Genomic DNA, 13918 nt, shown 5'->3' with positions numbered 1-13918 from the left:
TTTCCTTTAGTGATTTAACGCCGCCGCACGGATGCTGGCAACGCTGTGGGCCGACGCGCGAGCCAGGGCTCCCCTTCGGATCGGCCATCATGAATTCGTTCGTCTGTTCTGGGGACCAGCACGGTGCGGAGCCCGGGGGACGGGAGGAGCATATCCGGGTGGACTCTCGTTCCGTGATGATCAACAACGTTCGCTGTATGCAACAAACCTGCTGCAACAAAACAGTGCGCCAGCTCACACCCAATGTCAAGAACATGACCTGTGGCAGGCGCAGTATGTAAGCCTCCTTGCTTTAGCGTCCAGATCGTGCGGGCAGCCCTACCCGTTCGGATAGGTGCCCCACTCTTTAACCCCGCATTGCCCTATCAGTTGTGGTCCTTAACCGGCAGGTATAGGGGCCACAACTGATAGAGCAGCTGTTGTTGCCAAGCCTGGACGCCCTACCCGGGGACCATGGCGGCGGTGCGCGGGCGGGCCAGCCGTTCCCGGCCCGTGTAGGCGTTGAGGCTGTGGCCGCGGCTGAAGCCCACCAGGGTCAGCCCGGTTTCGGCCGCGAGGTCGGCCGCCAGGCTTGACGGAGCGCTGACGGCGGACAGGACCGGAATCCCTGCCAGCGCGGCTTTTTGGACAAGCTCGAACGAGGCCCTGCCGGAGACCTGCAGGACCGTTCCGCGCAGCGGCAACAGCCCCTCGCGGAGAGCCCAGCCCACCACCTTGTCCACGGCATTGTGCCGGCCTACGTCCTCGCGTAGGCAGAGCAGTTCCGGTTCTGTCCCGTCCACCCGGAACAGGCCGGCCGCGTGCACTCCGCCCGTCTTGTCGAACACCGCCTGTGCTTCCCGAAGCCGTTGCGGCAGCCCGGCGAGCACATCAAGGGGCACCTGGACCGCGTCCTGCCGCAGGTCAAAGTGCTGCGTCTTCCGGACGGCCTCGATCGATTCCGTGCCGCAGATGCCGCACGAACTCGAGGTGTAGACGTGCCGTTTGGTGTCCGGCAGGGCCACGTCCGGACGGAGCTGGGCATCGACGACGTTAAAGGTCTGTTCGCCGTCGCGGGTACCGGCGCAGAAGCGCAGGGAGGCCAACTCCGGCGCGGAGCGGACCACCCCCTCGGAGACTAGGAATCCCGCGACCAGGTCGAAATCCTCCCCGGGCGTCCGCATGGTCACCGCGAAGGAGCTGCCGTTGATCCGGATCTCGAGTGGCTCCTCCGCCGCGAGCACGTCCTCCTTGAACCGGACCGGATACTCGGTGCCGGTGTCGTCAAGGTGGAAGCGGTGGATCTTGCGGCGTTGGGTCATGCGTGCCATGCGGTGGTCCGTCCTTGCCCTGCGGGCATGCTGGTGGGATCTGCCGGTGCAGTCCAGGGAAGGGGAAGCGCCGGAACGGCTTCCCCGGACTCCACGCCCTGTGCGGGTACTGCCATGACGGCGTCGGCCCAGGCGAGGCCCCGCATCATGCCGGGTCCGGAATGCTGGACCGGGAAGGCCAGGCCGGACAGGAAGCGGCAGGGGATAAGGCGCGTCCTCCCCGGGTGCCCTTCGACGTCGGAGCCGGACATCACCAGGTGCATCGGCGGCAGCGGCGCGCCTCCAAGCGAAGCCAGCAGCGGCGCCCCGAGGGTGAGCAGGGCCATCATCGCCGCCAGGGGATTGCCGGGCAGGCCAATGACGAACCGGCCGCCTGGCAGTCCGGCGAGTACTGCCGGATGGCCGGGACGCATCGCGATGCCGTCCACCAGCAACCGTCCGCCCAGGGCGTCGATGGCGGCGCGGAAATGGTCGGTGCCGGATTTCCCGGTGCCGCCAGTGGTGACGATGACATCTGCGCGCCCACCGGCGGGCAGCACGGGGCTGTCCAGGGCATCCAGCCACGCGCCGAAGGAGTCACCGATCCGTTGCGGGCTGCCCGCAACACCGCCCAGCTGGGAAACCACGGTTCCGAGCTGCGGGCCGAAGGTGTCCCGGACCTGTCCGGGAGCCGGGAGGCCCTGCGTCACCACTTCGGCGCCGGTCAGTACGACGGCGACGGCGGGCCGGGCGCGGACGTGCACGGTGTCGTGCCCTGCCGCCGCAGCGAGGGCAACGTGCGCGGGATTAAGGACCGTGCCGGCGGGTATGAGGACATCCCCCGAGCGGGCTTCCTGCCCGGCGGGGCGGATGTGTTGGCCGCTGCGCGGCTCACCGGCCTTTGTGTCCGCGCGAAGTGTGAGGACGTGGTTGCCGCTGGGGTCCCGGACGGCCAGGCCGCTTTCCTTGCGGAGCACGGCATCGGCCCCGTGCGGCACCAGGCCGCCGGTGGCAATCACGGCGGCACTGTTTGCGGGCAGGAACCGGTGGGGTTCGCGCGGCAGGGAAGCGTGCTGGCCGGAACCGGCCAGGAGCCACGGACCGGGCCCGTTGACGGCCCAGCCGTCCATGGCGGACGAGGGGTAGTGCGGCATGTCCTGGAGGGCCCTGACGTCCCCGGCGAGGATCCGGCCGGCGGCGTCGGCGAGCGGGATGTCCGCATGCGGGAGCGCACCCGCGGAGCCAAAGGCGATATGGCGCGCTTCGGACCACGGGATGCATCCCCGGTCAGGGATGGAGCCGGGCGCGGCTGAGCTGGCGGTGGAAGCGGTGGCAGTCAGTGCATTGGCGGGCATCCGGGCCCCCTCCTTGTCGATGTGCCGGCATGCTGCCGGCGGCGGGGCCCCGTTTTCCGAAAACGGTGCTTCGATGAGGAATACCTCCCCAGGTCTTAGGCCCATCGAAGCACCTTTTACGGAAAACGGGGCGCCCGTTCCTAACGCTTTGCCTCTCCTAGCCCGCGGCTTCCAGGACCTGGGACTCCAGGGCCGGGAGCGGCAGGGAGGACGTTTGACCGCGCGCAGCCTCCACGGTGTGGAGGAGCAGCAACGCCGTGGTGACGGAGCCGACGCCGCCGGGAACCGGAGTGAGGGCCGCTGCGGTTCCGGTGACGCTGGCTTCGTCCACGTCGCCCACCAGGGAACCGTCGGGAAGGACGTTCGTGCCGACGTCGACCACCACCGTCCCGGCCGAGACGTGGCTGCCTGTCAGCAGCCCGGCACGGCCTGCGGCGACCACCACGACGTCGGCGTCCTTGGTGTAGCGCTCCAGCGGGCCCGACCTGGAATGGCAGACAGTCACGGCAGCGTCGCGTCCCAGCAGCAGGAGCGACAGCGGCTTGCCCACCACGGCCGACCGGCCCACCACCACCACGCCCTTGCCCGCCACGGGCACCCGGTAGTGGTCCAGGATTTCGACGACGGCGCGGGCGGTAGCAGGTGCAAAGGCCGGCTGGCCGACGGCGAGGCGTCCCAGGCTCAACGGATTGGCGCCGTCGATATCCTTCTCTGGCGCGATGAGGCCCACCAGGCTGTCGGTCCGGACTCCCGGCGGCAGCGGGGTCTGCAGGATGATGCCGTTCACCGTGGGTTCGGCGCTCAGGTCCCGCAGCACGCTGGCCAGTACCGGTTCGGTGGCGTCATGGCCCAGGTCGATGATGCGGCAGCCGACACCGGCGCGCTCGGCTGCCCGCTCGATGGAGCGGACGTACCAGTGCGTGGACTCGTCGGCGGTTGCCATGACCACCGCCACGACAGGTCGGACGCCGTCCAGTTCAAGCGACCGGACCTGCTCCTGTACCTCTTTGTGGAACAGGGCCGCCAGGGGTTTTCCGGAAAGTGCTGCAGTGTTCACCCAAGGATCCTTTCGCGGACGCGGGCCGAGAGGGCGTCTGCCGCCAGGACCACCTTTTCCTCGATGCCGTCTGTCTGCCGGGCGAGCTGCGTGCGCGCCTCCGTGTCCTTGACCGCCACGACATTGATGTCGATGTTGACGCGGGCCGTCGTGGCGGCGGCGCGGGCAGCATCGGCCGCGGCGGCCACGTCGCTGATGACATTGGCGTTGGCCACGTCGAACAGCTCGGTGGCGAGCTCCACCACTTCACCGGACAGCGTGATGAGCTGGGCTGGGGTCTGCGCCGCCTGGATGAGCGCGGCCTGGATTCCGGCGGCGCGGGCGGCCTTGAGTTCGTCCGTGTCGGACGGAAGTTTGTAGGAGTCGATGACTGCCTGGAAGGCCTGTTCGTCCGCGTCGGCCAGGCGCAGCGCTTCCGTGACGAGGTTGTCGGCTGCCTGGGTGATGCGCTGCACCAGCGGCTCGTGCTGGTCGTATTTGGCGCCGGTGGTGTACCGGGCCACCATGGCCACCAGGGCTGCGCCCTGTGCCGCGTGTACGGCCGCCGCGGCGCCGCCGCCGGGGGTGGGGCGCCGTGCTGCCAGCCGTGCGAGGTAGCTGGCGATTGTTTCTGAGCTGATCATGTTCCGTTCCTGGGGCTGGGCTGCGGGGGCGGATGGGGCGGCGGCCCGTCTGTTGCGGGCAGGGGTCCCGTTGCGAGCAGGGGTCCCGTTGCGAGGGAGGTCCGGGCCGCCGCCCTGTCTGGTGGCCGGCGCCTGGCGCCGGCCGGGCCGTCAGCCGCGAAGCCTGGTCATGGTGGGGTCGTACAGCGGGTCCTGGGTGACCGTTGCGACGATCCGGAGTCCGAAGTACTCGATCTCCACCGAGTCGCCGATGGATACCTCAGCGGGGAGGTAGGAGTAGGCGATGGGCTTTTTGACGGTGTAGCCGTACGCGGCGCTGGTGACGTAGCCAACTGCCTGGCCCTTGTAGAACACCGGTTCCTTGCCGAGCACGAGGCTGCGGCCGTCGTCGACGGTCAGGCAGCGCAGGCGCCGCGCGGAGTTCTCCTCAGTGCGTCCTTCCAGGGCTGCCTTGCCGACGAAGTTGTCCTTGGCCATCTTGACCGCGAAACCGAGGCCGGCTTCGAAGGGGTCGTGTTCGGTGGTCATGTCGGTGCCCCAGGAGCGGTAGCCCTTCTCCAGGCGGAGGGAGCTGAAGGCGGCACGCCCGGCGGCGATGATGCCGAACGGCTGGCCGGCCTTCCACAGCGCGTCCCAGAGGCGCTGGCCGTTGTCGGCGCTGGTGTAGAGCTCCCAGCCGAGTTCGCCGACGTACGACAGCCGCATGGCGGTGACAGGGACGCCGCCGATGACGACCTGCTTGGACCGGAAGTACTTCAGGCCGTCGTTGGTGAAGTCGTCGCTGCTGACCGCGCCGACTACCTCGCGGGCCAGCGGGCCCCAGAGGCCGATGCAGCAGGTGCCGCCCGTGGTGTCGCGGACCTGGACCCAGTCGTCGGCGCTGCCGCTTGCGGTCTGGTGCCGGGCTGCCCGGTCGAAGTAGGCGGTGTCGATGTTGCCGTTGGCGCCGAGCTGGAAGGTCTGCTCGTCCAGGCGGGCCACGGTGATGTCGCTTCGGACGCCGCCCTGCTCGTCCAGCAGGAGTGTGTAGGTGACGGCTCCGGGCTTCTTGTCCATTTCCGCGGTGGTCAGTTCCTGCAGCAGCTTCAGGGCGCCGGGTCCGGAGATTTCAAGGCGCTTGAGCGGGGTCATGTCGTACATGGCGACGGCGGTGCGCGTCTTCCAGGCCTCGGCCGCGGCGATGGGGGAGCTGAACATGCCGGACCAGGAGTCGCGGGCCGGCGGCTGCCAGTCGGCGGGCATGTCCTTGAGCAGTTCGGCGTTGGCCTCGAACCAGTAGGGGCGCTCCCAGCCGGCGCCTTCCAGGAAGTAGCCGCCCAGCTGCTTGTGGCGGGCGTGGAACGGGCTGACGCGCAGGTTGCGCGGGGAGAGCTTGGGCTGCAGCGGGTGCAGGACGTCGTAGATTTCGACGAAGTTCTGCTGCGAGGTTTCGCTGACGTATTCGGGGGTCAGCTGGACCTCTTCGAAGCGGTGGATGTCGCAGTCGCCCAGGTCGATGGAGGACTTGCCGTCCACCAGGAGTTCGGCCACGGCGCGGGCGATGCCTGCCGAGTGGGTCACCCAGACGGCCTCGGCCACGAAGAAGCCGTCCAGTTCCTTGGACTCGCCTACCAGCGAGCCGCCGTCGGGGGTGAAGGAGAAGATGCCGTTGAAGCCGTCCTCGATTTCGCTTTCGCGCAGGGCGGGCAGGATCTGCTTGGTGGCTTCCCATGCGGGGAGGAAGTCATCCAGCGTGAAGTCCAGGCGGGACGGCATGTTGTGTTCGCTGATCTCGTTCGGCTTGAAGCTGCCGAGCTCGTCCAGGTCCACCGGCATGGGCCTGTGGGCGTAGGAGCCGATGCCGTAGCGGTCGCCGTGTTCGCGGTAGTAGAGGTCCTGGTCCTGGTGGCGGAGGATGGGCAGCTGCGCGCCGTTGGGCAGCTCGTTCTTGCCCTGCTGGGCCGGAACCGGGGTGGTCTTGACGTACTGGTGGGCCAGGGGCAGCAGCGGCACGGACATGCCGATCAGCTCGCCGACCTTGGCGCCCCAGAAGCCGGCGCAGGAGACGACGATGTCAGCCGGGATCACGCCGTCGGGCGTTTCCACGCCGGTGACGCGGCGTCCGGACTGTTCGATGCCGGTGACTTCGGTGTTGCCGATGTACTTCACGCCCGCGGCCTCGGTGCGCTTGATCAGCAGCTGCACGGCACGGGCGGCACTGGCGAGTCCGTCGCTCGGGACGTGGAGTCCGCCGAGGATGTCCTCATCGTTGATGAGCGGGTAGAGCTCCTTGCACTCCGCAGGGGAGAGGATGGAGCCTTCGATGCCCCATGCCTGCGCGTAGCCGAGCTTGCGCTTCAGGTCTGCGAGGCGGGTTTCGGTGGTGGCAACTTCCAGGCCGCCCACCTGGTTGAAGCAGCTGACGCCGTCTTCGGTGAGGGACAGCAGCTTCTCCACCGTGTACTTTGCGAACAGCGCCATGGACTTGGAGGGGTTGGTCTGGAAGACCAGGCCGGGGGCGTGGGACGTGGAGCCGCCCGGCATGTTGAGGGGGCCCTGGTCAAGGACCGTGATGTTGTTCCACCCCTTCGTGACGAGTTCGTCCGCGAGGTTGGTGCCGACGATGCCGGCTCCGATGATGACAATGCGAGGCGTCGATTCCATAAGGTTCTCCTGCTGCTCTTAAGTGTTGTGTCTGCGGGCGGGCGGGCGGTTACCGGAACACCACGGTGCTGGTCTGGTCCAGCAGCACCCGGTGCTGGCAGTGCCAGCGGACGGCGCGGGACAGGGCGAGCGCCTCGGCGTCCTGGCCCACAGTGGACAGCTGGGCCGGGCCGTAGGTGTGGTCCACCCGGATGACTTCCTGCTCGATGATCGGCCCCTCATCCAGGTCGGCAGTGACGTAGTGCGCCGTGGCGCCGACCAGCTTGACGCCGCGGTCGTAGGCCTGGTGGTAAGGGCGCGCACCCTTGAAGCCGGGGAGGAAGGAGTGGTGGATGTTAATGGCCCGGCCCTCGAGAGCCCGGCAGAGGTCGTCCGAAAGTACCTGCATGTAGCGGGCCAGGACCACCAGGTCGGCGTCGTACTCATCTACCAGCTCCAGGAGCCGGCGCTCGGCCTCGGCCTTGGTGTCCGGGGTGACGGGGACGTAGATGAACGGCAGGCCGGCGGCTTCGGCCATGGCGCGGTGGGTCTCGTGGTTGGAGACAACCGCTACCAATTCGCCGCCGAGGCTGCCGCCGCGCCAGCGGAAGATGAGGTCGTTGAGGCAGTGGCCGAACTTGGAGACCATCACCAGGACCCGCTGCTTGGTCTGGTCGTGGAAGCTGAACTTCATGTCGAACCGGCTGGCGATCGACGCGAATTCCTCTTCGAGCATGGCCGGGGTGTAGTCGGGCGAGCCGGAGAAGGCGGTGCGCAGGTGCAGGGTCTCGCGGAGGCTGTCGTCGAACTGCTGGTGCTCGTCGATGTTGAAGCCACGTTCGAACAGGAACGTGGTCACGGCCTGCATGATGCCTGCCTGCTCGCGGCACGACAGGGTCAGCACGAACTTCTGCGCCTGCTCCTCCTTGAGCGCCGGCAGGGTGTCGATTGATGAGGCTGTTTCGATGAGGGTCATGGCCCCTCCTCCTTCTAGATATATTCCAAAGCCACAAACTGATATATTAGATTGGGTGCCAGCGTATACTGGTCCAAAGGCGAGGTCAATAGTTTTTTCCCGTTACAGGAAGAAGGGGCTCCACATGGCAATCGAAGCTTTGGCAGTGCCGGACGACGCCGGCAGGAAGTCGCTCGCCGACGTCGCCTACGAACAAATCCGCGACTGGCTCCTGACCTTGGAGATCAAGCCCGGCGAGCTACTCAATGACGATCTCCTCGCCAAGAACCTGGGCGTGGGGCGAACTCCCATCCGTGAAGCGCTGAAGCGCCTGGAACTGGACCGCCTGGTGAAGACCTACCCCCGCCGCGGCACCTTCGCCACCCGCGTTGACGTCACCGACCTGTCCTACATCTCGGAGATCAGGGCCCAGCTTGAGCCCCTGGCGGCGGCGCGTGCTGCCCGGGTGGCTTCCCCGGCGGTCCGGGATGAACTGCGTGCCACGCTCGAGCAGGTCGAAGCCTTTGACGTCTCCGCCGCCACTGTGACGGAGACGCTGCAGCTCGATGCCCGCGTGCACCAGGGTATCTATGCCGCCGCCGCGAATCCCCACCTCGAGGACATCCTGATCCGCTACGACAACCTGGCTACGCGGATCTGGTGCATGGTCATCGACCGGCTGCCGGACCTCTCGCACCACGTCCGCGAACACCTCGACCTGCTGCGGGCCGTCATCGACGGCGACGAGGAGCGGGCGGCCGAGCTGGCAAAGGTCCACGTGAGCGGGTTTGAGCACGCCGTGCGGGGAGCGCTCTTCAACGCCTAGCCCCTGGCGCTCCGGTCTCGGGGCCGTAGTTGACAGGGTATGTGACCTGCCTCATACTCGGAACTCCAGCTTGATATATCAATCAAATATCAGGCGGTGATTCGAAGCCCGGCGACGGCGCCGGTGAACGGAGGAACGAGTGGATTTGCAGGCAACCCTTGATGCCCCCCGCGCTGCCTCTGGCCCTGAAGAGGGCACGAAGGGCGCACATGCAGCGAAAAGCCTGGGGCTGCGGGCCGACTGGGCACAGCTGCCCGGCCACACCGTCGAAGTGTGGCTGCTGGGGGAGCATGTGGCCAGTGGCGTGGTGGACCAGGCGGCGGAGGATGACTCCGTCCTCTGGATCGCGGCGGAAGGCATCAGTACGCGGCGGATTTTCGACAAGTCCTCGGGCTACCAGGTCTGGGTGTGAGCGGCCCGTGGCTCGCACGGCCCTGCCTAGGAGACTGCTGAACTAATCGGCGGTAGTGGGGCGCGTCGGCTGGACTGGTGAGCTGGGTGGTTAAGACTGGTCGTATGCAGGGACGCGAGGACGCGCAGCGTGGGTATTTGGATGTGGAGGCGTTGGCTGGGGAGTTGTTGGCCCCGGGCAGCGTTTTCGCGTTTCTGGCCGCGGATCGGGGGCGGCTGTTCCCGGATTCGATGATGGAGGACCTGTTTCCGTCGCGCCGGGGCAGGCCGTCGGTTCCGGCGCCGGTGATCGGTTCGGTGCTGGTGCTGCAGGCATTGCTGGGTTTATCGGACCGGGAAACCGCCGAGGCTTTGACTTATGATCTGCGGTGGAAGGCCGCCTGCGGGTACGGGCTCACGGATACGGCGTTTCACCCGAGCACGCTGACGTACTGGCGCAGGCGCTTGGCCGCCTCGAAGAACCCGCACCGGATCATGGAGGCCATCGCCGAAGTCGTCGCCGAGACCGGGGTGCTGAAGGGGAAGCGCCGGCGGGCGGTGGACTCCACGGTCCTGGACGACGCGGTCGCCAGGCAGGACACCATCACGCAGCTGATCGCGGGCGTACGCCGTTTTGGCCGTGACGTTCCCAGCGGGCAGGACCTGATCAGCACCCATGCGACCGGGTATGACTACACCCGCACCAGCAAGCCTGACATCGCCTGGGATGACCCCCAGGCCAAGGACGGGCTGATCTCGGCCCTGGTCACCGATGCCATGGCCCTGCTGGCCGCGGTCGATCCCGAGACGCTGGAAGACAAAGCCGCTGATGCGTACGCGCTGCTGGCCCTGGTCGCCGGGCAGGACGTGGAACCGGCCGAGGATTCGGACGGGACGGACGGGCGGTGGAGGATCGCCCGGAAAGTCCCCCCGGACCGGATGATCTCGATCGTGGACCCGGACACCCGGCATGCGCATAAGACCCGGGAAGACCGCCGGGACGGTTACAAGGCCCACATCGTGATCGAACCGGACACCGGACTGGTGACCGCTGCGGCGCTCACCAAGGCCGCGGGCGAGGGTGCCACCGATGCCGAAGCCGGGGCGATGCTTTTGGAGCTGGACAAGACGATCATCACCGGCGTGCAGGTGTTGGCGGACTCGGCCTATGGAACCGGAGAACTGCTCAGAACACTGGCCGCGGCCGGGCACACCGCGTTGATCAAGCCCAAGCCCCTGGCCCGGGCGATCGAGGGCGGATTCACGATCGATGACTTCGCCTTTGACGAACAGGCCGGGACGCTGACTTGCCCTAACGGGCTGGTGCGCGCGATCACCGCTAAGGGGCATGTCACGTTCGGCGCTGGCTGCACCGGGTGCCCGCTCAAGTCCCGCTGCACCACCGCAGCCCGGGGCCGGAAAATCGAGCTGCATCCCGAGCACGCCCTGATGCGCGAGCACCGCGCCGCAGCTCAAGAGAACAGCTTCCGGGTCGACTACACGCGTCACCGGCCCATGGTCGAACGCTCCATCGCTTGGCTCGTGAAAGACAACCGGCGCCTGCGCTACCGCGGAACCACGAAGAACCACGCCTGGTGGCAACTGCGCATCGCCGCAGTGAACCTCAAACGCCTCCTGAAACTGGGGCTCACCAGCGAACAGGGATCCTGGGCCATCGCCTGAACCCGAAACCAGAAAGCGGCCTCTCACGGCCGGACGGAGACAACCCACCCACCCGATCAACAGGCGCCAAAAGCCCGAAACCACCTAAACGACCCAGTCCAGAGAACCCAGACAAATGACAAAGAGCCGGCCCGGAACACATAACGCCCCGGACCAGCCCTTCAAAAGCAATTAGTTCAGCAGTCTCCTAGCGCAGTCCGTGGCTGTGGGCCAGGGCGATGGCTTCGGTGCGGGAGGCGACGCCGAGCTTCCTGAAGACGTTCCGGACGTGGAACTTGACGGTGTTCTCGCTGATGCTCAGCGCGGCGGCGATGCTGCGGTTGCGCTGCCCGGCGGCCAGCAGTTGGAGGACTTCGAGTTCCCGCGCCGCCAGGTTCCAGCCTGAGACATCGGCCGGGGCGGCGGGCGGATCCAGTGGAAGCGTGACCGAAATGTCCGCTCCCCAGCCCGGCATGAGGTCCACTTCCATGCGGCCGTCCAGGGCCTGAACCCTCCGCTGCAGGCGCTCCATGTTCGGGGCGTCGGCGGAAAGGCCGCCCCGTCCGTCGTCCCGGACATTGATCAGCAGGTTCTCGCCGTCGCAGTCCCATTGCGTCCGCACCCGCCGGACCTCCGGCTGTTCCATCATCGCCAGCAGCAGGCCGCGCACAATGGCGCGGGCCGTGATGGCCACCTCGCCGGGCAGCGCCCTGCCGTTCAGTGGAGGTTCAATGAATTGCACGTCGATTCCGCTGAACCGGGTCAGCGGACGCAGGTCCTCCCGGAGCCGCTCGAAGGCCGTGGCCACCGGCTCCTTGACCAGCTCCGCCGTCTGGTCGTTGTGCGTGAGCAACTCCACCAATGCCTTGGCCGCCGCGTCGCTGACCGTTGCCCGTGCCGCGGCATCGTCCAGGGAGCCCGACCGTGCCGCCGCCAAAATCGTTTCCAGCGTCGTCGAATGCAGGTCGACCAGCTCGCTGGTGACCCTGATGCGTTCGGCCGATGCAGCCCGCGACTCCAGCAGGTAGGACGGCGGCGCGTCCTTGACCTTCTCCTGGATGCGGCGTGCCGCCAGTTCCCACAGGTAGGACACGAGTGCCAGGTCCAGGTGCTCCACGTCGAGGGGCTCGCCGCCTGTGCCGGCGGTGCCGGGGTAGGTGATGACCAGCAGCGCGTTGCTGGGGGCGTACCTCATCGCGAAGACCCGGCGCTGCCTCCCTGCGATCTGTGCCGCTCCCCGCCAGGGCTCCCCGCCGGGAACCTGGTCACGCAGGTGCTGCAGTTCGCTGATGGATACCCGCGCCACCACCTCGTCGTCGCCCGCCTTCTTCTGCGGCCGGCCGGTGCATTCCTCGGTGAAGATCACCAGCGCATCGCCCCCCGTCCAGGGGTGGACCGCTTCGCGCAGCCGTTCGGCAATGCCGGAGAGCGGCGCATCGGCAATCCGGGCGACTGCGCGGAGCAGGGGCCAGGGCAGGGCAGGCACGGAATGGTCTGGAACCAGCCGAAGGGACGGGGTGTGCTCGGTCATGCCGAACAGGATACGCGAAGAATCCGGTCCCGACCTACCCAAATGGGTGGTGGAAAACCATCCCGAATTGGCGTTCCACCTACCCGCCCGTTTCGGGACGATGGATGCCAGGAACAAGACAAAGGAGGAGACATGGACTCAACAGTTCTGACCGCTCCCGCTGTGGAAGCAACCGGCGAGGCCATTGCGGGCAATATCTCCCTGGTTCTGGGGGAGATCGCGGACACCGCGGGCAGCATCAGCCCCGACCGGCTGCGCCAGGCCGCGGCGATGCTGCAGAACGCCGACCGCGTCTTCGTGGCCGGGGCGGGCCGCAGCGGCCTGGTGCTCAGAATGGCAGCGATGCGGCTGATGCATCTCGGCCTGGTGGTCCACGTGGCCGGAGACACCACCACGCCCGCCATCCGGAAGGGCGACCTCCTGCTCGTGGCATCGGGCTCCGGCAGCACCTCGGGGGTGGTGAAGGCCGCCGAGACCGCCGCCAAGGCGGAGGCACGGATCATTGCCTTCACCGCCAACCCAGGATCCGCGCTCGCCGGCCTGGCGGACGCCGTCGTGGTGCTCCCTGCCCAGCAGAAGACCGACCATGGTTCCGGCGTCTCCCGCCAGTACTCCGGAAGCCTGTTCGAGCAGGTGCTCTTCGTGGCGACGGAGGCGGTGTTCCAGACCCTGTGGGACAACGCCGATATCCCGGCCGAACAGCTCTGGCTGCGCCACGCCAACCTCGAATAGACCTTCCCGCCTACCCGTCCTTCGGACAAACCCAACAGAAAGAAGAACCCATGAAACTCCAGGTAGCCATCGACCTCCTCACCGTTGAGGACGCCCTCGAGCTGGCCGGCAAGGTCGCCGAATACGTCGACATCATCGAGCTGGGCACCCCGCTGATCAAGGCCGAAGGGCTCTCCGCCATCACCGCCGTGAAGGAAGCCCACCCGGACAAGCTGGTCTTCGCCGACATGAAGACCATGGACGCCGGCGAACTCGAAGCCGACATCGCCTTCAAGGCCGGCGCCGACCTGGTCACCGTGCTCGGCTCCGCCGATGACTCCACGATCGCCGGCGCCGTGAAGGCAGCACAGGCCCACAACAAGGGCGTGGTCGTTGACCTGATCGGCGTTGCCGACAAGGCCACCCGCGCCAAGGAAGTCCGCGCCCTGGGTGCGAAGTTCGTCGAGATGCATGCCGGCCTGGACGAGCAGGCCAAGCCCGGCTTCGACCTGACCGGCCTCCTCCGCGCAGGCGAAGAATCCCAGGTGCCCTTCTCTGTGGCGGGCGGCGTGAACGCCAGCACCATCGCAGCCGTCCAGGCGGCAGGAGCCGACGTTGCCGTGGCCGGCGGTGCCATCTACGGCGCGGCAGATCCGGCGCTGGCCGCCAAGGAACTCCAGGCAGCCATCAGCTGATCAACCTCCATTCGGAACGGCCGGCGGCCCCACCTTCACGGGTGGGGCCGCTGTTGCATCACCCCTGCCGGGGCAATAATGCCGTTGCTTCAGAACAGGAACCTTCCATGCTCGACACCTTGCCAGAGGCCCGTCCCAACCTGCGGCGCCGCGGGCGTAATCCGTTGCGTGACCCGCGTGATCGTCGTTTGAACCGGATTGC

The 13918-nt window shown here is 67.4% G+C and carries 12 protein-coding genes; 5 read left to right on the top strand and 7 right to left on the bottom strand.

Annotated features, from left to right (window positions below; translation table 11 throughout):
* Positions 1 to 440 precede the first annotated feature (440 nt).
* The 6 genes from fdhD to purU form a co-directional block, all read right to left on the bottom strand.
* Entirely contained in the window at positions 441 to 1310 is an 870-nt protein-coding gene (fdhD, locus tag ACYSM9_RS04835) for a formate dehydrogenase accessory sulfurtransferase FdhD (protein WP_461855873.1), read from the bottom strand.
* The gene (locus ACYSM9_RS04830) at positions 1298 to 2644 is read right to left on the bottom strand and encodes a molybdopterin molybdotransferase MoeA (RefSeq protein WP_461855872.1); all 1347 of its coding nucleotides are present in this window, start codon (positions 2642 to 2644) and stop codon (positions 1298 to 1300) included. The genes fdhD and ACYSM9_RS04830 overlap by 13 nt, the downstream gene beginning before the upstream one ends.
* Before the next feature lie 157 nt (positions 2645 to 2801).
* Complete coding sequence (locus ACYSM9_RS04825; protein ID WP_461855871.1) at positions 2802 to 3701, bottom strand: bifunctional 5,10-methylenetetrahydrofolate dehydrogenase/5,10-methenyltetrahydrofolate cyclohydrolase; 900 nt, start codon at positions 3699 to 3701, stop codon at positions 2802 to 2804.
* Positions 3698 to 4324, bottom strand: coding sequence for a cyclodeaminase/cyclohydrolase family protein (locus ACYSM9_RS04820; protein WP_461855870.1), 627 nt, complete (start codon positions 4322 to 4324; stop codon positions 3698 to 3700). Before ACYSM9_RS04820 ends, ACYSM9_RS04825 begins: the two co-directional genes overlap by 4 nt.
* 150 nt (positions 4325 to 4474) lie before the next feature.
* Positions 4475 to 6967 carry a GcvT family protein gene (locus ACYSM9_RS04815; RefSeq protein ID WP_461855869.1) on the bottom strand — a complete coding sequence of 831 codons (2493 nt, stop codon included), beginning with the start codon at positions 6965 to 6967 and terminating at the stop codon, positions 4475 to 4477.
* A gap of 49 nt (positions 6968 to 7016) precedes the next feature.
* Positions 7017 to 7922, bottom strand: coding sequence for a formyltetrahydrofolate deformylase (gene purU / locus ACYSM9_RS04810; protein WP_461855868.1), 906 nt, complete (start codon positions 7920 to 7922; stop codon positions 7017 to 7019).
* 124 nt (positions 7923 to 8046) lie between these two features.
* Here purU and ACYSM9_RS04805 point away from each other — a divergent pair, with 124 nt between their 5' ends.
* The 3 genes from ACYSM9_RS04805 (at position 8047) to ACYSM9_RS04795 (ending at position 10800) form a co-directional block, all read left to right on the top strand.
* A complete protein-coding gene (locus ACYSM9_RS04805) occupies positions 8047 to 8727 on the top strand; it encodes a GntR family transcriptional regulator (RefSeq protein WP_461855867.1) in 681 nt (226 codons plus the stop codon).
* Positions 8728 to 8866: 139 nt separating this feature from the next.
* Positions 8867 to 9139, top strand: coding sequence for a hypothetical protein (locus ACYSM9_RS04800; RefSeq protein ID WP_461855866.1), 273 nt, complete (start codon positions 8867 to 8869; stop codon positions 9137 to 9139).
* 104 nt (positions 9140 to 9243) lie between these two features.
* Complete coding sequence (locus tag ACYSM9_RS04795) at positions 9244 to 10800, top strand: IS1182 family transposase (RefSeq protein WP_461855865.1); 1557 nt, start codon at positions 9244 to 9246, stop codon at positions 10798 to 10800.
* 187 nt (positions 10801 to 10987) lie between these two features.
* Here ACYSM9_RS04795 and ACYSM9_RS04790 read toward each other — a convergent pair whose 3' ends face one another.
* Positions 10988 to 12310 (bottom strand): helix-turn-helix transcriptional regulator, encoded by a 1323-nt coding sequence (locus tag ACYSM9_RS04790; RefSeq protein ID WP_461855864.1) that lies wholly within the window; start codon positions 12308 to 12310, stop codon positions 10988 to 10990.
* A gap of 132 nt (positions 12311 to 12442) precedes the next feature.
* Here ACYSM9_RS04790 and hxlB point away from each other — a divergent pair, with 132 nt between their 5' ends.
* Positions 12443 to 13042, top strand: a complete 600-nt coding sequence (hxlB, locus tag ACYSM9_RS04785; RefSeq protein ID WP_461855863.1) for a 6-phospho-3-hexuloisomerase — start codon at positions 12443 to 12445, stop codon at positions 13040 to 13042.
* 50 nt (positions 13043 to 13092) lie between these two features.
* On the top strand, positions 13093 to 13716 hold the full coding sequence (gene hxlA / locus ACYSM9_RS04780) for a 3-hexulose-6-phosphate synthase (protein ID WP_461855862.1): 624 nt from the start codon (positions 13093 to 13095) through the stop codon (positions 13714 to 13716).
* Positions 13717 to 13918 lie beyond the last annotated feature (202 nt).

The organism is Arthrobacter sp. C152 (assembly GCF_054890965.1).
This window is presented reverse-complemented; position numbering and strand designations above follow the sequence as displayed.

What these genes read in the sequence shown, in the direction of transcription:
- fdhD (WP_461855873.1), bottom strand. Translation starts at nt 1,310, where the DNA reads ATGGCACGCATGACCCAACGCCGCAAGATCCACCGCTTCCACCTTGAC.
- ACYSM9_RS04830 (WP_461855872.1), bottom strand. Translation starts at nt 2,644, where the DNA reads ATGCCCGCCAATGCACTGACTGCCACCGCTTCCACCGCCAGCTCAGCC.
- ACYSM9_RS04820 (WP_461855870.1), bottom strand. Translation starts at nt 4,324, where the DNA reads ATGATCAGCTCAGAAACAATCGCCAGCTACCTCGCACGGCTGGCAGCA.
- ACYSM9_RS04815 (WP_461855869.1), bottom strand. Translation starts at nt 6,967, where the DNA reads ATGGAATCGACGCCTCGCATTGTCATCATCGGAGCCGGCATCGTCGGC.
- purU (WP_461855868.1), bottom strand. Translation starts at nt 7,922, where the DNA reads ATGACCCTCATCGAAACAGCCTCATCAATCGACACCCTGCCGGCGCTC.
- ACYSM9_RS04805 (WP_461855867.1), top strand. Translation starts at nt 8,047, where the DNA reads ATGGCAATCGAAGCTTTGGCAGTGCCGGACGACGCCGGCAGGAAGTCG.
- ACYSM9_RS04795 (WP_461855865.1), top strand. Translation starts at nt 9,244, where the DNA reads ATGCAGGGACGCGAGGACGCGCAGCGTGGGTATTTGGATGTGGAGGCG.
- ACYSM9_RS04790 (WP_461855864.1), bottom strand. Translation starts at nt 12,310, where the DNA reads ATGACCGAGCACACCCCGTCCCTTCGGCTGGTTCCAGACCATTCCGTG.
- hxlB (WP_461855863.1), top strand. Translation starts at nt 12,443, where the DNA reads ATGGACTCAACAGTTCTGACCGCTCCCGCTGTGGAAGCAACCGGCGAG.
- hxlA (WP_461855862.1), top strand. Translation starts at nt 13,093, where the DNA reads ATGAAACTCCAGGTAGCCATCGACCTCCTCACCGTTGAGGACGCCCTC.